Raw genomic sequence first — 22,436 nt, 5'->3', positions numbered from 1 at the left:
AAACGATTAATGCGGCGCTAATGCCACGTCTTTTTGCGTGACACTGACACCTTTAATTTGTGCGAATACACTATCACCTGCCTTTAAGTCGAGATCATCAAGCGCCCAAGGTGTTATCGTTGCCCACAAATAACATCCCTCATCTAGCTTTAGCGATACATTAATACTCTGTTTATCATCAGCCGCGTTAAACACCTCGATTGAATCGACCGTCGCAGGCAGGATATTTCGAATAGAAGTCGCCTTAGGTTGCTCTAGCGTAATAGAAACGTCGTTGGCACGCACTTGTAAGCGAATTGGCGTCTCTGGCTCACCATCAATCTTTTGCACCCATAGTGATGCATTAGGTGCAAGGCTGACACAAGTCAGCGCATAACGCTCATGATGTTCAGCAATTCGGCCTTCAAATAAGCTGCTTTGATCCGAGAAAGACTGCCATGGACGCATCGCATGAGAAGCCCACACTTCTTCAAGCTTACCTGAACTCGTAATTTTACCTTGATCGATAATAGCGAGGTGTTGAGCGAGTCTTAAGATCTCCTGCAGGCTATGCGTGACATAGATAATCGGAATATTAACCTTATCCGACAATTCCTCCAGAAATGGCATCACCTCACGTTTTCTCGGCATATCAAGCGACGCAAGTGGTTCATCCATCAAAAGCAAGTTGGGTTTTGATAGTAATGCGCGCGCAATCGCAACACGTTGCTTTTCACCACCAGACAGTGAGATCGGGAAGCGCTTTAGTAACGGTTTGATAGACAAGAGTTCGGTGACTGCATCAAAGTACTCGTCATCTTTTTCTTTAACGCCATACAACAAATTGCCTTGAACGGAATAGTGAGGAAATAAACGTGAATCCTGAAACACGTAACCAATACCGCGCTTGTGTGTTGGTAAGTTGACCCCCTGTTCACTATCAAACAAAACGTGATCACCAATCGCAACATGTCCCTGCTTTGGTGCAACTAATCCGCTGATGATATTAATTAACGTGGTTTTTCCCGCACCAGATCGCCCAAACAAAGCGCTAATTCCGTTACACGGTAACTCAAGTTTGATATCGAAATCAGTATCACCAAGCATTTGTTTAAATTGAACTTTAATCGTCATTACTTCGCACCCAATCGACTTGCCGCTTTGCGATTTAGCCATTCAGAGATCATTAATGTAGACAAAGCTAGCGCGATAGAAATGATGCATAGGCGAGCCGCCTGCATTTCCGCGCCTGGCGTTTCAATAAAGTTGTACATTGCCAGTGGAATCGTTTGGGTCTCTCCCGGAATGTTAGAGACGAAACTGATCGTCGCCCCGAACTCACCAAGACTACGAGCAAAAGACAGCATCGTCCCAGTAATAATTCCGGGAATGGTCAGTGGTAACGTAATGGTGAGAAAAACTTTTAAAGGAGAAGCGCCTAACGTTGAAGCGGCATGTTCCAGTTTTGGGTCGACGTTCTCTAAACTTAACCGCACAGACCGAACCATCAAAGGCAAGGCCACCACAATACAAGCGACTACTGCTCCTTTCCAATTAAAGCTAAAGACTAGCCCTACATGTTCATAGAGCCACTTGCCAAGAAATCCTTGCCGCCCAAGAGAAACCAACAACAAATAGCCGATAACCACTGGCGGCAATACCAGTGGTAAATGAATTAAGCTATCTAGAATCGATTTACCGAAGAACGTTTTTCGAGAAAGTAGCCAAGCAAGAAAAACGCCGAGAGGAATGAGCCAAAGTACTGCGTACGCGCCCACTTTGAGGCTTAACATTAAGGCTTGGTATTCCAGTTCTGTCACGCTTCGTTCCTATAATTGAAAGCCGGTTTATTGCTGAAAGCCATATTGAGCAAAAACGCGTGCGGCTTCGTCCGATTTTAGGTACTGGAAGAACTGATCGGACTCAGTAGAATCATTCACAACCGCAGCCGGATAAACAATAGCCGCATGCGTATCACTCGCGAATTCACCAACAATTTTGACTTTGTCGGTTAACTGCGCATCGGTTTTGTAGACCACGCCTAAAGGTGCTTCCCCACGTTCAACCAACGCCAAAGCTAGGCGCACATTCTTTGCTGGTGCGATTTGAGTTTGAATCTCTTTCCATACACCCAGTGTAGTCAGTGATTCTTTCGCGTACATACCAGCAGGCACTGACGTCGGATTGCCTAACGCAAGGCGATTTCCATGCAATGCCTTTTCCCATGCTGTTGCATCAGAGAAGTTAAATGAGGTTAATTCTGAAGACTGAGGCGCAATCAACACTAAGCTATTGCGCACCAAGCTTGTGACATTGTCACGAGAAATAACGTCTTTATCGACCAAATAATCCATCCATTTTGTATTCGCAGAAATAAATATGTCCGCTGGTGCGCCGTTGATAATTTGTCGAGCGATAGAAGAAGAACCACCATAAACGGGAGTGATAGAAACGTCATACTTTTCTTCAAAGTTTTGTGCGATTTCGTCGATCGCATTCGTCATCGAAGACGCCGCATACACTTTGAGGTTCGTAGCTGCGTTAGCTGAAAATGAAATGCTTAATATTGCCGCGAGGCAAGCATGCGTTTTCCATGCTTTCATAGAGAAACTCCAATACAAGGCAAGCGAAAGAACTGGTTATTTGGGTAGAAAGTTCAATCAGTTAATGTGCTATTTAAACAAAAAATCAAGGTTCATATGTTGTTCTATCGCATCTGCAATACGATTAATTCCTTGCTCCTTTAACTCTTCAAAGTCTTGTTGTTTGATTTGAGTGCCGTTTACCCATTCTGACACCAGGCTTAAGACATCTGCCTCATCAAAGAACCCGTGAAGGTAGGTTCCCATGATTTGGCCACACTTGCTGATAGCCCCCTCTGCTTCATCGGAACTCAATGTAAGAGGTTGAACGCCCTGCACTTCACTTTGTCCTACGTGGATTTCATAACCCTTTACATTGGCTGTTTTGCCATTAAGAGAAAGCTGTGCTTGTGTATTTGTAAGCTGTTTGCTGTTAGTTAGCGTCGTGGTGATGTCTAGTAAGCCAAGCCCTTCGCTTTGACCCGGCTGGCCTTCGACGCCATTTGGATCATCAATCAAGTTTCCAAGCATCTGGTAGCCACCGCAGATACCAATCACTTTTCCACCAAGACGAATATGGCGTAAGATATCTTTATCCCACCCTTGGCTTCTTAGATACTCTAAGTCGTCTCTAACTGATTTGGTCCCAGGCAAAATAACAAGGTCGGCTTTATCTATTTTCTCGCCTTTGCCTACATAACGTAGATTGATGTCGGGATTCAATCGCAACACATCAAAATCAGTATGATTACTAATCCGGGTTAAAACAGGCACAGCGACATTCAGTTTTACCTCAGAGTGCAACTCTTGCTGCGCGGTGATCGCGTCTTCTGCTTCTAAATTCAAACCATGAAGAAAAGGAAGCACGCCGAGTACAGGTTTGCCTATTTTTTCTTCTAGCCAGTCGAGGCCCGATTGTAATAAACGAATATCACCTCGAAAACGGTTGATAACAAATCCTTTTACTCGCGCTTGTTCAGATTCAGAAAGTAACGCGAGTGTTCCGTACAAATGCGCAAATACACCACCACGATCAATATCAGCAACAATGATCACCGGAACATCAGCGGCCTCCGCAAAACCCATGTTCGCGATATCGCCTTCACGTAAATTGATTTCAGCAGGACTCCCTGCACCCTCGATCATGATCGAATCAAATTCTTGAGTAAGACGAGAGAAGGAATCTAACACCGTGTCCATCGCAACTTTCTTGTAATCATGAAAACCAGCCGCATCCATATTGGAAATTGCCTTGCCCTGCAAAATGATCTGAGCACCTGTATCACTATTGGGTTTAATCAAAACCGGATTCATATGCACGGTTGGCTCAATATTACACGCCTGTGCCTGAACTGCCTGAGCTCGACCTATTTCACCGCCATCTCTGGTTACCGCACTATTTAGTGCCATGTTTTGTGGCTTAAACGGGGCAACGTTTATCCCTTTTCTCGCTAATACACGGCATAAACCTGCCACAAGGACACTTTTTCCGGCATCCGAAGTGGTGCCTTGAACCATTAAAGATGGGATCGCTGATTTCATGAACATTTGTAAGGAATAGAGGAAGATGAACAATCATAACGTCATCGTCCCCACTTACTCAAGCAAATGAATAGAATATGAATGTTGAAATCATCATTGGTTCAAACAAGCTCTGTTTTAATGAACCCATCAAAACAAACCGATGAGGATGTAACATGAAAAAGAATACAATTATCGCAACAATCGCCGCCTTAGTTATTGCTCCTTCTATCGCATTCGCGAAAGATCACGCTCAAAACCAATCAAACTTGCAGTTTAGTGGTCCTGTCACTGTGGAAAAATTGGACGCCTTGCTAAACGACTCCAATATGTTTACTGAAAAAGATGTAGTTGTTGAAGGTAACTTATTACGTCAAGTTCGCGCGGATAAGTTTGTCTTTAGCGATGGTTCCGGTGAAGTGATGGTCGAACTCGATGACGACATTCAGCTAAATACTCCGATTGATCACACCACTAAAGTCCGTCTGTTTGGCGAATTTGAAGGCGGAAACAAACCAGAGATTGAAGTCGAACAACTCGTGGTCATGTAAAACAAACCCCGATTGCTGTGCACATCGACATGATGTTGTGACGATTACAGCTAAATGGTGACGGCAAGCACTTAAAATGATAGCTTTATCAATCTTGGTCTGCTTTTTGCAGACCATTTTTTTGTTCATTTTAATCATCTTGCCCGGAGACACCATGCTAGGTAAAGCTCTAAAGGTTGCAGCCTTTGGTTTGTGCGCTGTTTTGCCACTTTCCGCACATGCAAATAATTTCAACTACAACACGATGGAATTTCGCATGGGCACTAGCCCTGGTACATTTGGTGGCGAGTTCAATACCTACTTTACGGAAAACACTCACTTCATTGCTCGCGCAGACAGTGAATTCAGCGGAGACTGGGACATTGCTGGTGGTATTGGCTTTAATGGCCCTGCGGGTCAATTTGCGGATATTTATGGCCAAATGTTGGTACACAACATTAAAGAAAACGGCAGTGATAAAGTGGGTGACGAGTGGCGCACTGAGGTGAATATTGGTACTCGTATTTGGTTCATGCAAAATGTTGAGCTACATGCCCGTATCGGTCAAATAATGGATAACGACGATTCCAATACCGTTTATAATTTTGGCGCAAGATTCCACTCTACTCAGCAACTATCACTTGGCGCGGATTTCAAAAATAATGGTGTCTATGGCCAACAAATTGTGATGTCTGCTCGTTTTGCATTTTAATTAAGTAACTAAGCAGTTGCATTAATAAGTGTGTGATTCAATAAAAATGGCCTCCGGTTTCGGAGGCCATTTTTGTTAAATACCGATTGTTAGCAGGAACTAGTAACAAGGCTTTAGTTTTTGCCGGATTTTTTAGGTTTATCTTGGACATACTTTTTCGATACATCCACAACGGCGATATCTCTAAAAAAGCTTCGACCAAGTAAAATTGGAAACTTCATATGCCCACGCTCAGCTAACGTAAACTCTGTCTTTTCTTTGTGGTCACCGACGGTAATATACGCTTTTACTACCGCTCGTTTATCCACCTCTTCTGACGATGACTGCTTGATTTTAGCCCAGCGCTCTACAGGTACTTTAAACTCTTTAGTTTCTTTATCGCCCAAGTCGATCTTAAACTGAACCCAATCTTTACCATCACGCTCAAACGGAACAATGTCTGTCGCGCTAATTGATGATGTTGTCGCCCCTGTATCAACCCTAGCTTTGAAGGTTTGATCAATTTCAGGAACGTAAACCCACTCTTCAGAACCAAGAATCAACATGCCGTCTGGTGTCTTTGTCACTTTGGCTGGTTTTGTCGGTTTTGGCTCGGGCTTTTTCTCAGGTTTTACTTCAGGCTTAGGCTCAACCTCAGGCGTTGGATCAACCTCTGGTTTCACTTCTGGCTCTACTTTGACAGGTTCTTCGACCTTCGGCGACTCAGGCTCAGCAGGTTCCGGCGTCGTTTGAGTTGACGTACAAGCAATTAAACTGCCGCTCATCATAAGCGGCAGAATCAGTTTCCAGTTTTTCATCCACACTCCAATTAAGCTTGAGATACTTTCTTAATTGCGTCCGCTACGTATGGAATATGAGTTTCGGTAAGTCCAGCGATGTTAATTCGACCATCGCCAACACCATAAATGCCATAATCTTCACGCAGTTGCGCCATTTGGTTTTCACTAAAGCCTAGCACAGTAAACATGCCTTTGTGACCCTCAATGAAGTCAAATTGATCGGTATTATGGTTGTTTCTCAATTCGTTACACAAACTTTGACGAAGACTAACCAAACGATGTTGCATTTCACTCAACTCTTGCTTCCAAACGGAAGTCAGGTTGTCATCTTGAAGAATCGTCTTAACCAAAGTCGCTCCATGATCGGGTGGCATCGTGTAAGTAGAACGCGCTAACGTAAGTAACTTGCCTTTTGCGTTGGCCACGTCTTGCATGTTCTTACCAACGACAATCGCCGCACCTGTACGCTCGCGATATAGGCCAAAGTTCTTCGAACATGATGTCGTAATTAACATCTCTTCAACGTTATCTGCCATGAAGCGAAGCCCTTTTGCGTCTTCCTCTAGGCCATCACCAAAGCCTTGGTAGGCTATATCAACAAATGGTGTGAAACCGTTCTTCTGTGACAATTCCGTAATGGCTTGCCAAGCAGAAAAATCGATATCTGCGCCTGTTGGGTTGTGACAACAACCATGCAGCAATACAACATCAGAAGGCCCTGCTTTCGCAAGATCATCCATCATTTTTGCTGTGTCTACTTGTTTCGTTTCTGGAGAAAAGTAATGGTAGAACTTAACTTTAAGACCTGCCGCTTCCATCACTGGTTTATGGTTTACGTAGCTAGGGTTTGAAATCCAAACCGTCGTATCTGGCTGTGCGACCTTCATCAGGTCACCTAACATACGCAGCGCACCACTTGCACCTGGCGTTTGAATGGCAGCAACACGATCCATTGCTGACGTTCCCGTCAGTAGCAAATCGATCATGCTTTTATTAAATTCTTCGCAACCCGCAAGACCAACGTACGATTTGGTTTTTTGAGTTTCAACAACGACATCCTGCGCCATTTGAATGGCTTTCATGATCGGCGTTTCACCTGCGCTGTTCTTATAGACGCCAATACCAAGGTCAACCTTGTTTGGACGGTCATCGTTACGGTATGCAACGGATAGAGATAAAATAGGATCTAATACGGGAGTTGGGAGATTAGAAAACATGAAAGTCATAACCCTTTGAAATTCAAGTACCGAACCTCACGTTAACACCATCGCAAAAAATGGCGAAATGATTTTTCACTTATTTCATCAATTAGAGAACAAAATTCTGGGTTGCGATAAGTTTTGTGCGCTCTATCGGTTATAAAAAGAACGATTCACTCCTCAATATACCAATCCACTCTTCCGTTTTTCCTAAATTCTCTTGGCGTCATGCTCGACCACGCTTTAAAACGTGTACTAAAGTTGGCACTAGTTGGATATCCGACTATCTCTCCAATATGTTGAATCGGCCATTCTGTTGAACGAAGTAGCCTAGCAGCATATTCCATGCGCATACGTGTTAAATGTGCCATCGGGCTTCGACCAAACTGCTTTTGAGTCAGACGGTGCAAATGTGGCTCCGAACATGGATATAAAGCTGCCACTTGCTCGACACTCCAATCCTTATGCAGCTGACGCTGGACAAGATCGAATACGCGCCGAAGCCTCAATTGGCTGCGTGATATCGACTCTGAGGGCGGCATGTTTAACATCAGCTCTAACTGAGCCACGCTATGTGCACCAACCGCACCACCATAATCAATAGGAAGATTAATACTGCGTAACAACGTTTGGATACACGCATACATCACCTCAGGTGCAGATGTGAGCTGGTAACTAATATTACTCTCTATCATTGGCCATGCTCTATCAGGAGCAAGAAAAAGCCATGCGATCTGCCAGGGTTCCTCTTCCATACCAAAACCGTTTTCAACACCTGCAGGCACCGTGATCAACGAGCCAGGCTCCAAATCATATCGACACGCCCCACTTTCTAACCAACCTTTACCGCGCACGGTGTAAAGCAGCATGTGTTTTTTTTGGTTTTTACGATAAACAGAGAAGAAGTCACGACAGGTTGCAATTCCGCACTGCACAATGCCTCTCTCCTCCAATGCCAGTACTCGACTGTGATCAATAAACTCTTGATAGGTTTTTTCTGAAATCGCGTAGCGTTCTTGTTTATCTTCCATGATTTATTGGCTCACATATACACTAGTGGAGAGTTTTACAAAGGTTTTGGATGCCTTTGAAAAATACACCGCCAAATCATAGGGATAAACTACTCGCATTAATCTTTAAGGAGAAATGCGATGCTCTTAACACGCGAATACATCGATAAAGCATTTTGGCAAAAGCTGATTGCGATTGGCCTTCCTGTTTCACTTCAATCCATGCTTTTTGCGTTACTCGGCGTCGTGGATATTTTCATGGTGAGCCAACTCGGCGAATCCGCCACTGCAGCCGTTGGAGTCGGAAATCGCATTTTTTTCTTTAACCTTGCAGTCATTTTCGGTCTTTGCGGTGCAGTAACAGTGCTGGCTTCTCAATATTACGGTTCAGGGAATCTCGCAGGAATCCGCAGAACGTTGGCGCAATCTTGGTTTATTTCCATTTTAGTGACGCTGCCGTTTATTGTTCTTTATGCGATTTTTGATAAAGAGATCGTCTCTTTCATGTCAGACGATCCCGAATACGTCACTTATGCACGTGATTATCTTGTGGTTACGGGCTTTAGTCTTATTGCAACGGCGATAGTGGTACCTATTGAAGCGGTATTGCGCTCCGTAGGCCAAACCAAACTGGCAACCAACGTTAGTATCTCCGCGATTGTCGTGAACGTCGTGCTTAATTATGTTTTGATTTTCGGTTTATTCGGCTTCCCTCAATGGGGCGTATTTGGTGCAGCCGTTGGCAGCTTTGTTTCTCGATTTTTCCAAACGGCAGTGTTGATTTACTTTTTCTGTAAACGCTACGCATACCTTATTCCGACCAAGTTCGATTGGGCGCAAGGCCGTTTAAAGCAGTATCGTCAAAAATACTTTAAGGTTTCTCTACCCATGCTGGTCCACGATGCGCTCTGGACTGGTGGACTGATCGTTTACAGCATCATCTATGGTCAATTGGGCGTTTCAGAACTTGCGATCATCTCATTCTTATCACCAATTGAAGGTGTACTGATTTCAACCTTTATGGGATTTGCGGTCGCAGCATCCGTTCTTCTTGGTAATGATATTGGCGCAAAACATTATGACCGGGTCGAGAAAACGGCATGGTGGTATGTGTTAACCAGCGCAATCTTAGCCACCTTACTGTTTTTCCTAGTGTGGTTGAGCTCGCCTTTGATTCATCATCTATTGGTACTAAGTCCATTAACCGATGCAGAAATGGCACTTAACGTATGCTTAGTCATGGCGCTGGGTATGATTTTGAGAGTGTTTAACATGGTAGGGATTGGCGGCGTACTAAAGAGTGGCGCAGATATTCGCTACAGCATTTTTATTGATACGTTCGGTCAGTGGGCTATTGGTATTCCCCTTACCTATTACACTGGTATGGTACTCGGGTTGCCTTTGCATTTTGTCTTGATGTCTTTGCTAGCTGAAGAATTTGTGAAAGGCGTACTGACGACTTATCGTATCCAATCTAAACGTTGGATAAACAATATGGTCGAAGATGACCAAACAGTGACAGCGTAACTGAAAATACACTGACGAACTCACACCAAAAGGGCTCACACGTTATGCACGTGTGAGCCCTTTTTATGTTTGGAGAATGCCTGATTAAATATCCGTAAAGCGATGAATGATTTGGTTTGAACTGCCACGCCATTCGAGATTGAGATCTTTCTTGTCTTGTTCAAACTTACCATCAATCAAAACGTCGATGTATTGCACTACTTCTCTTTGTGCGTCATCCAGTTCAGCCAGCGTGTAGCCTGTCCAAACCCATATGTCTTTACCGGGACACTCTTCTCTCACCCTTTTCACGATCTTTAAAATATGAGGCACATTAGCAGGATGAAGCGGATCTCCGCCCGACAACGACAAACCGCGACGCTTAATGCGTGTGTCATTCAAGTCATTGATGATTTTGTCTTCCGCTTCTTGCGTGAACAACACACCCGAATCCAAGCGTTGCGTCGACTGGTTATAACAGCCACGACACTGATGTACACAGCCCGACACAAACAATGTGCAGCGCGTACCCGGTCCGTTAACAACGTCAATTGGATAATATTGGTGGTAGTTCATAATGCGTCTCTTTGTTATCGCGAAAATGAAAATCAACCTAAAGCAGGTTGATTTTCAAAGTGTTGAATCGAGTGGTAATTAACCTTATAGGTGTTTCACTCGACGTTTAACTTCTTCTTGTTTGCCGAAGTTAAACGGACGTGCATCTGGGCTGCCCAAGTAGCCACATACGCGACGTGTCACCGATACTTTGGTTGAATCGTGGTTGCCACAACTTGGGCAAGTAAAGCCTTTGCTTGTACATTCAAACTCGCCGGTGTAACCACATTCGTAACACTCATCAATCGGAGTGTTGGTTCCGTAGTAAGGAACGCGGGTGTAACTGTAGTCCCACACGTTTTCTAGCGCTTCTACGTTACGTTGCATGTTCGGGAACTCACCGTAACAGATGAAGCCACCGCTTGAGATTTCTGGGTAAGGCATCTCGAAGTCGATCTTGTCGTAAGGGTTAACCTTCTTCTCAACATCCAAGTGGAAGCTGTTGGTGTAGTAACCTTTGTCTGTTACGCCTTCAATCAAACCAAACTCTTTGGTGTCGATGCGGCAGAAACGACTACATAGGTTTTCACTTGGTGTTGCGTACAAGCTAAAGCCATAGCCAGTTTCGTCAGCCCATTGATTCACCGCATCTTTTAGATGTTTGATGATCGCGACCGCTTTTTCACGCAATACGGCATCATCGTAAACGTGCGCTTCAGTACCAAACAACGCGTTGATAGTTTCATGCACGCCAATGTAACCTAGAGAAATTGATGCACGGCCGTTTTTGAAGATTTCTGCAATCGAATCGTCCGCTTTCAAGCGCACACCACATGCACCTTCCATATATAGAATTGGTGCAACGCGCGCTTTTACGTTCTCTAAACGAGAAATACGCGTTTCCAGTGCTTTACGAGCAAGACGTAGACGATCATCAAGCAGTTCATAGAACTTCGCTTCGCTGCCTTTCGCGCGAAGCGCGATACGTGGCAAGTTCAAGCTAACTACACCAAGGTTGTTACGACCTTCATGGATAAGTTCGCCATCCTCTTCGTAAGTGCCTAGGAAGCTACGACAGCCCATAGGTGTTTTGAATGAGCCCGTTACTTCCACGACTTTGTCGTAGTTAAGAATGTCTGGGTACATACGTTTTGAAGCACACTCAAGTGCAAGCTTCTTAATGTCGTAGTTAGGATCTTCTGCCTTGTGGTTTAGACCGTCTTTAATACCGAACACCAATTTAGGGAATACGGCGGTTTTACGGTTTTTGCCAAGACCAGCGATACGGTTTTTCAAAATCGATTGCTGAATAAGACGAGACGCCCAGCTGGTACCAAGACCAAAACCAAACGTAACGAATGGCGTTTGACCGTTTGCCGTGTGCAGTGTGTTTACTTCATACTCTAGCGATTGGAATGCGTCGTAACACTCTTTCTCGGTGCGCGCTTTAGCGAACTCTTCTGGCTCGGCAATGTTCCACTCTTTCGCGATCTCTAGGTGCTTCTCATAGCTTGTCATAACGTACGGAGCAAGCACTTCGTCGATACGGTTGATTGTCGTACCGCCATAAATATGGCTAGCTACTTGCGCAATAATTTGCGCTGTTACTGCGGTCGCAGTTGAAATCGATTTAGGCGTATCGATTTCTGCATTACCCATTTTGAAGCCGTGCGTTAGCATGCCTTTCAAATCGATAAGCATACAGTTAAACATTGGGAAGAATGGCGCGTAATCCAGATCGTGGTAGTGAATGTCACCCACTTCGTGTGCTTGAACCACATCTCGAGGCAGGATGTGCGTTTTCGCGTAGTGCTTCGCCACGATACCCGCTAAAAGGTCACGCTGAGTTGGGATAACTTTGCCGTCTTTGTTCGCGTTTTCGTTGATCAAATCAAGGTTACTTTCTTCAATCAAGCCTTCGATTTCACGAGTTAGTGCACTTTGCTTTTCACGCGCGATGTCGCGGTCATGGCGATATTCAATGTAAGAACGTGCTAGGGCTTTGTAAGGACCTTGCATGAGCTCATTCTCGACTAAGTCTTGAATCTCATGGATGTGAACTTCATCGTGATCTTTTAGCTGTAACTCGACAGCAAGAGCGACATTAAGAGCATAAATGGCGACATCTTTATCTTTGTTTTCCGCTGCCGCTTCAACTGCTGCTTGGATACGATCCCTGTTGAACGGAGCTCTTGAGCCGTCACGCTTGATTACGATTGGTTTCACTTTCTTCTCCTTACCCCAGCATACTCACAGAGTTATCCACAAACACACTATATGGGGTTATTTTTTATTCTGCTAACACAATATATTGTGGCGTATTTAACGAAAAGCACCACTTGAAAACATTGATTTTGATCAATAAAGATCGGCTAGCGGACAAGAACAAATCGATCTTATTGGTACTGATCTCAGTTGAGAAGAAAACCATGAAAATTGCAAAATTGGTACGAAATCTACTTGCTTTTTTTAGAGCGCTTATAGGATAAAGGTTGGAAAGGAACACGCTAAAATCCAGGAGTGAAACAAGCCAATATGCGATCACTATTTGTTACTGCCTTATTAATTTTTAGTTCAACGTCACTTGCTCAAAACTCCATCAACTTAACAAGTTGGAATATAGAATGGCTGTCTATAAATGGAGGTAAGGTTTCTAGAACCAGTGACGATTTCGTCAAACTCAATCAATATGTGGATAAAACTCAAGCCGACATCATCGCCTTTCAAGAGGTCGACTCCAAAGCCGCCGTTCAAAAAGCCGTAGGCGATGGCTACGCGATTTACCTCTCTGATCGAGCTCAATCAAACAATAAGCACCTTCAGTTTTCTGATACCAATCAGTACACTGGTTTTGCTGTGCGCAAACACATTGAAGTGTCTGATCCAGCAGACTTCTCAATCACGCGTGGTAATAGCAAGTTGCGCTTTGCCAGCTACATCGTCGTTAACCAAAACCAAAAGGACGAGCTTCACCTGCTCTCTGTGCATCTAAAAGCAGGATGCAGCGGAGCATACAAAAACAACCGCAATTGCCAAACACTGAGCCAACAAGGAGAAGCTCTTGCGAAATGGATGAGCGAGAGAGAAAAGAAAAAGCAGCAGTACGCCGTAATGGGCGATTTCAATCACAACTTGCCGTATCAACGTGATTGGCTGTGGGCGATCATGACGCTTGGTAACGATGCACAATTGGTAACGCGAGATACCAAAGCGGATTGCAAGGTTCGCTCAAATAAGAACCCAAGAAAAACACACCAATTCCGCTCTTTGATTGATCACATTATTGTTAGCCCGCAAATAAAAGCGAAAAACGCGCATCAAACGCTGTTTAGCTCACAAGATGTTTTAGATTACAAACTGAGTGACCATTGCCCTGTAAACGCAACGGTAACGCTTAACTGAACGAACAAAATAGCCCAGCATSATGCTGGGCTATTTTATCTTCTTGTTTGTTAGATAGACGTTTAACTAGTTAACAAAAGAAACCGTTCTATTAAAGCGATCTTGGATTCAGCAGTACGACGTCACCCTGCTTCAACCCCGTTCGCACTCTCCCCAACTCTCCAAGCTGAATAAGCCGAGTTTCTATCTCACCGCTGTCTTGCACCACTTTTACGTAGTCCAATTGGCCAACTTGGTAAACCGCCTCTTTTGGCACGCGAAGTACAACATCGTCGGTCAAGGTCAACGCGACTTTGGCGTATGTACCTGGATAGATAGCCGTTGGCGGCTCAAATTGAAGCTTTACGGTATAACTGCGCGAGTTGGCATCTGCCGACGGCGTCACTTCTTTTACTGCCGCTTGCGCGTTGAGGTTGTAAGACGGAAAAACAACGTCCACTTCTTTATCATAAGTCACATAAGGCATGACAGACTCAGCAAAGTTCACCTCTATTTCCAACGAGTTTGGATTGTACATTGATAAAAGCAAAGCCCCCGGCGTCGCGGTATCACCTTTGTTGATGGGCTTTTGCGTGATCAAGCCATCAAACGGTGCAGTAATGATGCTGTAGCCAAAGGTCGTTTCCGCCTCAGAGACCGCCGCTTGCGCTTTATTGAAGTTGGCTTGTGCGGTTTGCAACGCACTTTCCGCTTGGTCAAATTGCGATTGAGGGATCAGCTTTTTGTTTAAAAGCGCTCTGACACGAGAAAACTCCTTTCTCGCCGCATTGAGCTGCGCTTGTGCAGAGGATAAAGCCTGCTCACTTTGACGAACTCGCGCGTCGAGATCATCGCTTTCTAGCCGCGCCAACACGTCTCCTTGCTTCACTCTATCGCCAACCTTCACCAATACCTCCATCACCGATGCCGTTAACCGTGCAGCGATATCGGCGTGCTGCTCTGCAACGACGACGCCCGGAAACTCTCGAACAACCGATTCGCTGGTTAACATCAGTTGATGTGTCTCTGCGTTATTTACATCAATCTGGTTGGTTTTCGCGTCATGTTCTGTCGGCAACTTTTCTGTAAAAAAACCAGCCATATAGAGAAAAAGAAGCGCGAGTATGGCAAACAGAATCACGCCTAACCATTTGGTATCTAATTTCATTGCTCTTCCTCCATCTGAGGTAATCCATGTCCTTTGGTGTTTTGGTATGCAAGGTTATAAACCACCGGAACCACAAGCAGCGTAAAGATAGTCGAGGCGGTAATACCGAATATGATTGCCCAAGCCAAACCGTTAAAAATTGGGTCTAGCGTAATCACGACGTTACCCAGTAACGTTGTACCCGCGGTCAGCAATATTGGCCGCATACGAACAACACCAGATTCAATCAACGCATCATGTAAACTACGACCTTCAGCCAGCGATTGCTGAACAAATTCAATCAAAACGAGTGAGTTACGCACCACAATCCCTGCTAGCGCAATCATGCCGATCATCGCGGTCGCCGTGAACAGCGCTGGGTTCGGGTAATTACCGATGTCACTGCTTAACACATTCAAAATCCAGAACCCCGGCATAATCCCAATCACGGTCAGGGGTATCGCCAGCATGATGATGCCCGATACCGCAGGTAAACCAGTTTGAATCAACATCACCACAAATACGCCAAGCAGCGCAGCGCCATAAGCAATGCCTAAATCGCGGAATACGTCCACTGTGATTTTCCATTCCCCCTCACCACTCCAAACCACTTCGATGTAATCTGGCACGCTCCAAGTGACACCAGCGCCATTGCTCAAGTACGTGCGATCTTGCCAGTGACGATGTACATCTTCCGCGTGAGTTGTATCTTGGTCAGCCATCACATCGGCAATCACTTCACCCGGAACACGCCCAACTACCTCGGCGTAGACATACACAACAGGCTTGAGGTTTTTATGGAAAACCGGTTTGTCCGCTGCGCGTTTCACAAAATGACCGACTTCAGACAACTGCACGATAGGCTGAGGAGCATCCACAACCGCCCCATTGGATTCTACTTTTGCAATGCCCGGACGGCCTCGCACATAAAGTTGCTCTAGTTGATTAAGGTTATCTCTGTCTTCGCGTCGGAGCTGCACTTCGATAGGTAATGGGGCCACTTCTCTTGGATCGGCGATATAACCGAGCACTTTGGCGTTCGCGGCGGTAATAAGCGTGTTATTGATATCAGCAACAGAAACACCAGACAGCGCCGCTTTTTCTTGATCAACGATGAACTGCCACGTTTCTAAATCACCTTGGATGCTGGTATCCACCTCAGAAACCAACTGTTCTTTGCGAAGCCTATCCGCGACTTTCTCTGCTTGAATCATCAGATCTTCATAAGATGTCGCTTCATCACCGTAAACTTCTGCCGTAATGGTGGCGATAACAGGCGGGCCTGGCGGCACTTCGACTAGCTGCACGTCAGCGTCAAAATTATCTGCAATCTGCTCTAAATCCGCCCTGAGTCGTGTCACCAGTTCGTGTGATTGCATTGCGCGGCGATTCTTCTCTGCAAGAACGACTCGAAGCTCGCCTTGGTATGGTTCGCTACGCATAAAGTAGTGGCGCACCATGCCGTTGAAATCCATTGGGGAAGCGGTGCCTGCAAAGCCCGACACACTTGTCACTTCCGGCACCGTCATTAAATAGTCCGTAAAGCTCGACAGCGCGTTGGAGGTATCCACAAAGCTTGAAGACTCTGGCATGTTTAATACCAATTGGAACTCATTTTTATTGTCATAAGGCAGCAACTTGAGTGGAACTAAGCGAAGTGCTGGCAACAATGCTGCCAAGACGAACAACAAGGCAACCAAACCAAGGAAAAGCCACGCTTTCTTGCGACTTTCAAGTAGCGGAATCAACACACCACGATACAAACGATACATCGGCGAAGATTGGATGTCATAGTGGCCGTTTTCCTCAGCACCTTTGAGTAGCTTCTTGGCAAGCCAAGGCGTGATCATAAACGCGACAACGGTACTAAAGATAACGCTGATCGGAACGTTGAACGCCAGTGGCGCCATGTAAGGCCCCATCATCCCAGTGATAAAAAACATCGGCGTAAACACGATAACAATCGCGACCGTCGACATTAACAAGGCGCTACGAATTTCTGCCATGGCGAGAACAATCGCATTGGTTCGTGTTAGATTTTTTCGTTTGAGGTAGCGTTCAATGTTGTCGATGCTGGCGATCGGATCGTCCACGATCAAACCTAGCGCCAAAATCAACGCAAAGAGTGTGACTCGGTTGATGGAATAGCCAAATGCCAAGTCCATCCCGAGCGCGGCACCATAGCTAATCGGAATCGCGATACCAACCACCAATGCGCTTCGCCAGTTCAAGAACAAACCGACAAACACCACGACCGTTAGAATAGAGATGCCAAGGCTTGATACCAAGTTGTTTACTTTCGCATTCGCCGTTTCGCCATAGTCGCGAATGACTTCAACTTGAACTTGTGGAGGAAATTGCTCGGATTGAAGCTCCGCCAGTTTATCCCGAACAGACTGAGCCACGTTAACCGCGTTCGAGCCTTTTTGTTTAGCGACAGAAATGAACACCGCTGGGTATGCTTCATCGTGGTTTTTATCGCGATACCAAGTATCGGATGTTGCCTCACCTTCACCGTCGTAAATACGCGCGACATCTTTCAAATAAACGGGTTTGCCATTGAGCACCGCGATAACAAGATCGCCAACCTCTTCGGCGTTAGTCAGAAACCGTCCCGACTCCAATGTGAAATTTTGCCCGTTTACGCGAACGTTCTTGCCTTGAGTTTTACTATTACTGAGCTGAATGGCCTGTTCTAGGTCATCGATGGTTACTTTGAAGTTTGCCATCGCAACAGAATCAAGCTCTATCTGGATTTTTCTCGGCTCACCGCCAATCACTTCCACCTTGTTGGTGGCATCCAATGATTTAATGCCTAACGTGGCTTGGTCTGCAATACGTCTCAGCTGATGGCGATCGAGAATGTCTGGATCGGTGGAATAAATTGCGGCAACAACAATGGGTACATCATCGATCTCAACAGGCTTTACAAGCCAGTTAGTGACAGAAGGAGGAACTTTGTCTTGGTTGGAATAGAGTTTGTTGTAAAGCTTAACCAGAGCATCTTCGCGGTTTTCACCTACATAGAAACGAACGATGACTTGCGCAGCACCTTCCATGGACGAGGAATAAACGTATTCCACACCGTCAATTTGGCTAACAAGCTTTTCTAATGGTTCAGTGATTTGATTTTCGACTTGAGAAGCGCTGAGTCCGGGAGCCGAAACCAATACATCTGCCATCGGCACAACGATTTGCGGGTCTTCCTCTTTCGGGGTCAACCACAAGGCCGCGGCACCGACCACAAGCGCGAGTAAGATCATGATCGGAGGGAAAAAGCTGTTCATCACAGACTGAACAAAACTTCGCTTTAGTTTGTCGGGCATCCTTTCCCCTCCATATCAGATTGATTGTTTACGCGTTCGCGGTTTTCATCTTCTTCGCGTTACGGTTAGTAATGATCGCTTTCGCGAACAGAGATCCAACTAACATCGCAAGGAAGAACACTACAATGCTCACGTTGCCTAATGCCAGACTCGCAACTGCAGGGCCAGGGCAAATACCTGCCAAACCCCAACCTAAACCAAAGATCGCCGCACCAGATAGCAAACGTCCGTCGATGTTCTTATTGGTTGGTGTGCAAAACGCTTCACCGCTAACTGATTGTTTTCTCGGCTTGATGATTAAAAAATAGCTTGGCATGAATACCGCGAGTGCGCCGCCCATCACAAAAGCCAAACTTGGGTCCCAACTGCCAGAAATATCTAAAAATCCAATGACTTTAGCTGGGTCGATCATGCCGGACACCGCCATGCCCATACCGAATAACACACCGCTCAAAAGAGCAGAAAAACGAAAAATAGTCTTGTTCATGGAATCTCTCTTAAACTAGGTGAAGTCGAACGAATACCGTTAAGCCAGCGACAACCATAAATACACAGGTCGCCACAACAGAGCGTTTAGACAAACGGCCCATGCCACAAATGCCGTGCCCACTAGTACATCCGTTACCCAGTCTGGTTCCGATTCCTACCAATAAACCAGCGGCAATCACCATCCCTAAAGAAAGGTTCGCGGTACTAGGAACCGCAACGCCCAACATCAGAACGCTAATCAAGCCACCAGCTATCATTCCAACCGCAAAAAGCAATCGCCATGAATAATCGCCTTTTTTCGGTGACATAATGCCATTCATAATTCCACTGATTCCGGCAATTTTCCCGTTAACCAACAACAATATAGTGGCGGAGATCCCTAACAAAATGCCACCAAACAGCGATTCCCATGGAATAACGTTTAACATTATTTACCTCTAAAATCTTAGCTACGAATTAGTTACAGAAAACGCTATGAAGCGCCTTGATTAATGACTCAACTCTCGGTTCTGACAACGAATAAAACACTTGCTGTGATGCCTTACGAGCCTTGATCAATTTGTGTTTGCGAAGCACCGTCAAGTGCTGTGAAAAGGCGGATTGGCTAAGGAACGAGTTCTTTTGCAGCTCCCCAACACCAACCTCACCTTGGGTCAGTTGGCACAACACCATTAGCCTTTCCGGATGTGCCATTACTTTTAGGAGATCAGCAGCTTCATTGGCATTGCCTTTCATTGCTGCTACATCCATATCTGTATAGCTCATGACTAACCTCTACATTAAAAACTAAATTAGATATTACTAAAACAAAACATTTAGTCAACGCTAAATTAGCAATTATGAATTTAGATAAATTAACATTAGACATTTCTAATTTAGATAATTATAGTGATGAATATCAAAGGATGGCGTTCTCAGTTTGAGAGTACGAAGGAGAAGAGTTATGACGTTAGAAAATGCAGTACGAATTTTTGCAGGCACGATGGTATTGATCTCGGTCATACTAACCGTGTTCGTTCACAGTAACTTCATTTGGTTCACCGTGTTTATCGGCGTTAATCTTATTCAAAGTGCTTACACGGGAATCTGCCCTGCTGCTTATTTTTTAAAGAAATTTGGTTTTAGATAATCTAGAGCGTAGTGACCTTTCACACTGGCTATTCGTGAAAGGTCAGTTCGCCCTAAAACTTGGAGTTAAAAATGACTAAGATCTTAATCGTCGGTGGTGTTGCAGGTGGTGCATCTGCGGCGGCGCGTGCTCGTCGTCTAAGCGAAGATGCCGAAATCATCATGTTTGAACGTGGCCCGTTTGTTTCATTTGCCAACTGTGGCTTGCCTTATCACATCGGCGGCGATATCCAAGAACGCAGTAAGTTACTACTACAAACGCCAGAAAGCTTTTTAGCACGCTTTAACGTTGATGTTCGCGTGATGAATGAAGTGGTTTCTATTAACCGACAGGACAAGACCGTTACGATCAAAAACCTGTTGGATGAGTCTGAATACGTAGAACCGTACGATTTTCTACTGCTTAGCCCAGGTGCCGGCCCTATTGTTCCGCCAATTCCAGGTCTCGATAACCCGCTCACCCACTCGCTACGTAACATTCCAGATATGGATCGCATCATCGAAACGATCCAAATGAACAAGCCAGAGCATGCGACAGTTGTTGGCGGCGGTTTCATCGGTTTAGAAATGATGGAAGCCTTCCACCAACTTGGCATTAAAACCTCTCTGATCGAAATGGCAGACCAAGTCATGACGCCAGTAGACCGTGAAATGGCAGGTTTTGCTCATGCAGAAATTCGTGATAAAGGTGTCGACCTAAAACTTGGCGTCGCGCTTGAATCTGTGAAATTCCTACCTAACGAGCACGTTGCAAGTTTCGACTCTGGTGAGAGTGAGAAACACCAACACCTAGAAGGTGAATTGGAATTAACACTGAACAACGGTGAAAAACTCACTACCGATATTCTGATCATGGCAATCGGTGTACGTCCTGAGACAAAACTGGCGCAAGAAGCTGGCCTTCAAATTGGTGCGCTAGGCGGTATTTACACGAACGAATACATGCAAACCAGCGATCCTTCGATCTACGCTGTCGGCGACGCGGTAGAAGAGAAAGACTTCGTGACTGGCGAGCAAACTCTAGTGCCACTTGCAGGCCCGGCAAACCGTCAAGGTCGTATGGCAGCAGACAATATGCTAGGCCGCAAAGAAACTTACCAAGGCACACAAGGGACAGCGATTTGTAAAATCTTTGACCTTGCTGTGGCTTCAACAGGTAAAAATGAGAAACAATTGAAACGCGCTGGTATTGAATACGACAAAGTGTACGTGCATACCGCAAGCCACGCGAGCTACTACCCTGGTGCAGAAGTGGTGTCGTTCAAAATGTTGTTCGATCCAAAATCAGGCAAGATTTTAGGTGCTCAAGCAGTTGGTAAAGACGGTATCGACAAACGTATTGACGTTATGGCTGTTGCACAACGTGCTGGCATGACGGTTGAACAACTGCAGCATCTTGAACTGACTTACGCGCCACCTTACGGCAGTGCAAAAGATGTGATCAACCAAGCGGCGTTTGTGGCAAATAACATCATCAAAGGTGACGCAGCGGCGATTCATTACGATGAAATCGACAACCTGACTGAAGATCAAATTCTCCTCGACGTCCGTAACCCGGGTGAATTGGAGTCTGTTGGTTATCTTGAAGGGGCAATCAACATTCCGGTTGATCAGCTACGCCATCGTATGGGTGAACTACCAAAAGACAAAGAGATTGTGATTTACTGTCAAGTAGGCTTGCGCGGTAACGTGGCATACCGTCAACTGGTCAACAATGGTTACAAAGCCCGCAACTTGATTGGTGGATACAGAACACTCAAATTCTCGCGCTTATAACGGGATAATAAAAACAGAGAAAACCGAGGGATTGGTTTTCTCTTTTGTTTATTTACATGGACTCAAATCTAACTCATTAACCTTCTATCGCCAAACGGACTGCCGCTTGAGCATGGATAGAAGTGGTATCAAGTAGCGTAACATCGGTGTGACTTTGGTTTACAAGTAAGGCAATTTCAGTGCACCCGAGAATCACAGCTTCAGCTCCCTGCTCTTTTAGTTTTTCAATAATTTGCAGGTATATCGTTCTCGATTCCTCTTTGATTTCACCTTGGCATAACTCTTTATAAATAATGTTATGCACTATAGAGCGATCATCTTGAGCAGGAGTTATGACATCCAGCCCATAGAGGTCGGAAAGCCGTCCTTTGTAAAAGTCTTGCTCCATTGTGAATTGAGTACCTAGGAGTCCGACCTTTTGAACCTCTTTCTCACGAAGTAACTCAGCAGTCGCGTCTGCGATATGTAGTATGGGGATATTAATGCTGGCTTCAATTTGAGGAGCAACTTTGTGCATTGTGTTCGTACAAATAAGAATAAAATCAGCGCCCCCTTTTTCTATTGAAGATGCAGCATCAGATAGAATACTTGCCGTTTCTTCCCATTTACCTTGGTGTTGAAGTTTCTCTATCTCTGAAAAATTCACGCTATACATACAAACTTTTGCGGAATTTAGGCCATCTAACGCCTCTTTGACCCCTTCGTTGATCAATTTGTAATAACTAAGCGTCGACTCCCAACTCATGCCGCCTAGAAGACCGATCGTTTTCATATAACTCTCCAATCGTTATACACCACTATGGGAGGGGTGCTTTT

21 protein-coding genes are annotated in these 22,436 nt (G+C 45.2%); 6 read left to right on the top strand and 15 right to left on the bottom strand.

Annotation, left to right across the window (positions count from 1 at the left end; translation table 11 throughout):
• Window positions 1-6: 6 nt before the first annotated feature.
• The 4 genes from modC to R2S67_RS03555 form a co-directional block, all read right to left on the bottom strand.
• Complete coding sequence (modC, locus tag R2S67_RS03570) at window positions 7-1,113, bottom strand: molybdenum ABC transporter ATP-binding protein ModC (protein ID WP_053808399.1); 1,107 nt, start codon at window positions 1,111-1,113, stop codon at window positions 7-9.
• Window positions 1,113-1,799, bottom strand: coding sequence for a molybdate ABC transporter permease subunit (gene modB / locus R2S67_RS03565; RefSeq protein WP_046875453.1), 687 nt, complete (start codon window positions 1,797-1,799; stop codon window positions 1,113-1,115). The genes modC and modB overlap by 1 nt, the downstream gene beginning before the upstream one ends.
• Window positions 1,800-1,826: 27 nt before the next feature.
• Window positions 1,827-2,582, bottom strand: coding sequence for a molybdate ABC transporter substrate-binding protein (gene modA, locus R2S67_RS03560; protein WP_046875452.1), 756 nt, complete (start codon window positions 2,580-2,582; stop codon window positions 1,827-1,829).
• A 69-nt stretch (window positions 2,583-2,651) separates the two neighbouring features.
• Entirely contained in the window at window positions 2,652-4,103 is a 1,452-nt protein-coding gene (locus R2S67_RS03555) for a cobyric acid synthase (protein WP_317342291.1), read from the bottom strand.
• 155 nt (window positions 4,104-4,258) lie between these two features.
• Here R2S67_RS03555 and R2S67_RS03550 point away from each other — a divergent pair, with 155 nt between their 5' ends.
• Window positions 4,259-4,633 (top strand): YgiW/YdeI family stress tolerance OB fold protein, encoded by a 375-nt coding sequence (locus R2S67_RS03550; RefSeq protein ID WP_150916531.1) that lies wholly within the window; start codon window positions 4,259-4,261, stop codon window positions 4,631-4,633.
• Window positions 4,634-4,787: 154 nt separating this feature from the next.
• Window positions 4,788-5,324: a hypothetical protein gene (locus tag R2S67_RS03545; RefSeq protein WP_005394515.1), complete on the top strand. Its 537-nt coding sequence runs from the start codon at window positions 4,788-4,790 to the stop codon at window positions 5,322-5,324.
• 113 nt (window positions 5,325-5,437) lie between these two features.
• Here the strand turns inward: R2S67_RS03545 and R2S67_RS03540 are convergent, their stop codons facing one another.
• From R2S67_RS03540 to R2S67_RS03530, 3 genes are all read right to left on the bottom strand, one after another.
• Window positions 5,438-6,121: an ATP-dependent zinc protease gene (locus tag R2S67_RS03540; protein ID WP_005394517.1), complete on the bottom strand. Its 684-nt coding sequence runs from the start codon at window positions 6,119-6,121 to the stop codon at window positions 5,438-5,440.
• Window positions 6,122-6,132: 11 nt separating this feature from the next.
• Window positions 6,133-7,320, bottom strand: a complete 1,188-nt coding sequence (locus tag R2S67_RS03535) for an amino acid aminotransferase (protein ID WP_317342288.1) — start codon at window positions 7,318-7,320, stop codon at window positions 6,133-6,135.
• 155 nt (window positions 7,321-7,475) lie between these two features.
• The gene (locus tag R2S67_RS03530) at window positions 7,476-8,333 is read right to left on the bottom strand and encodes an AraC family transcriptional regulator (RefSeq protein WP_134645680.1); all 858 of its coding nucleotides are present in this window, start codon (window positions 8,331-8,333) and stop codon (window positions 7,476-7,478) included.
• A gap of 120 nt (window positions 8,334-8,453) precedes the next feature.
• On the opposite strand from R2S67_RS03530, the gene R2S67_RS03525 reads away from it, so the two are divergent.
• A complete protein-coding gene (locus R2S67_RS03525; protein WP_085343790.1) occupies window positions 8,454-9,839 on the top strand; it encodes an MATE family efflux transporter in 1,386 nt (461 codons plus the stop codon).
• 84 nt (window positions 9,840-9,923) lie between these two features.
• Here R2S67_RS03525 and nrdG read toward each other — a convergent pair whose 3' ends face one another.
• Entirely contained in the window at window positions 9,924-10,394 is a 471-nt protein-coding gene (gene nrdG, locus R2S67_RS03520) for an anaerobic ribonucleoside-triphosphate reductase-activating protein (RefSeq protein ID WP_005394529.1), read from the bottom strand.
• 84 nt (window positions 10,395-10,478) lie between these two features.
• A complete protein-coding gene (nrdD, locus tag R2S67_RS03515; RefSeq protein WP_020842161.1) occupies window positions 10,479-12,599 on the bottom strand; it encodes an anaerobic ribonucleoside-triphosphate reductase in 2,121 nt (706 codons plus the stop codon).
• A gap of 309 nt (window positions 12,600-12,908) precedes the next feature.
• Between nrdD and R2S67_RS03510 the strand changes: the two genes are divergently transcribed.
• Window positions 12,909-13,775: an endonuclease/exonuclease/phosphatase family protein gene (locus tag R2S67_RS03510; RefSeq protein ID WP_317342275.1), complete on the top strand. Its 867-nt coding sequence runs from the start codon at window positions 12,909-12,911 to the stop codon at window positions 13,773-13,775.
• Between the two features lie 91 nt (window positions 13,776-13,866).
• On the opposite strand, the gene R2S67_RS03505 is transcribed toward R2S67_RS03510, so the two are convergent.
• The 5 genes from R2S67_RS03505 to R2S67_RS03485 are packed head-to-tail and all read right to left on the bottom strand — an operon-like array spanning window position 13,867 to window position 19,481.
• Complete coding sequence (locus R2S67_RS03505; protein WP_301615374.1) at window positions 13,867-14,922, bottom strand: efflux RND transporter periplasmic adaptor subunit; 1,056 nt, start codon at window positions 14,920-14,922, stop codon at window positions 13,867-13,869.
• On the bottom strand, window positions 14,919-18,227 hold the full coding sequence (locus R2S67_RS03500; protein WP_317342273.1) for an efflux RND transporter permease subunit: 3,309 nt from the start codon (window positions 18,225-18,227) through the stop codon (window positions 14,919-14,921). Before R2S67_RS03500 ends, R2S67_RS03505 begins: the two co-directional genes overlap by 4 nt.
• Before the next feature lie 28 nt (window positions 18,228-18,255).
• Window positions 18,256-18,714 carry a YeeE/YedE family protein gene (locus tag R2S67_RS03495; protein ID WP_005460965.1) on the bottom strand — a complete coding sequence of 153 codons (459 nt, stop codon included), beginning with the start codon at window positions 18,712-18,714 and terminating at the stop codon, window positions 18,256-18,258.
• 10 nt (window positions 18,715-18,724) lie between these two features.
• Window positions 18,725-19,144: a YeeE/YedE family protein gene (locus R2S67_RS03490; RefSeq protein WP_258684638.1), complete on the bottom strand. Its 420-nt coding sequence runs from the start codon at window positions 19,142-19,144 to the stop codon at window positions 18,725-18,727.
• Window positions 19,145-19,172: 28 nt separating this feature from the next.
• A complete protein-coding gene (locus R2S67_RS03485) occupies window positions 19,173-19,481 on the bottom strand; it encodes an ArsR/SmtB family transcription factor (RefSeq protein ID WP_012842251.1) in 309 nt (102 codons plus the stop codon).
• Window positions 19,482-19,659: 178 nt separating this feature from the next.
• On the opposite strand from R2S67_RS03485, the gene R2S67_RS03480 reads away from it, so the two are divergent.
• A complete protein-coding gene (locus R2S67_RS03480; RefSeq protein WP_012842250.1) occupies window positions 19,660-19,845 on the top strand; it encodes a DUF2892 domain-containing protein in 186 nt (61 codons plus the stop codon).
• Window positions 19,846-19,916: 71 nt separating this feature from the next.
• Complete coding sequence (locus R2S67_RS03475) at window positions 19,917-21,620, top strand: FAD-dependent oxidoreductase (RefSeq protein ID WP_317342262.1); 1,704 nt, start codon at window positions 19,917-19,919, stop codon at window positions 21,618-21,620.
• 76 nt (window positions 21,621-21,696) lie between these two features.
• Here the strand turns inward: R2S67_RS03475 and R2S67_RS03470 are convergent, their stop codons facing one another.
• A complete protein-coding gene (locus R2S67_RS03470; RefSeq protein ID WP_317342260.1) occupies window positions 21,697-22,392 on the bottom strand; it encodes an aspartate/glutamate racemase family protein in 696 nt (231 codons plus the stop codon).
• Window positions 22,393-22,436: the final 44 nt, after the last annotated feature.

It is taken from the genome of Vibrio sp. T13N (genome assembly GCF_032970445.1).
Lineage (GTDB): Bacteria > Pseudomonadota > Gammaproteobacteria > Enterobacterales > Vibrionaceae > Vibrio > Vibrio diabolicus.
This window is presented reverse-complemented; position numbering and strand designations above follow the sequence as displayed.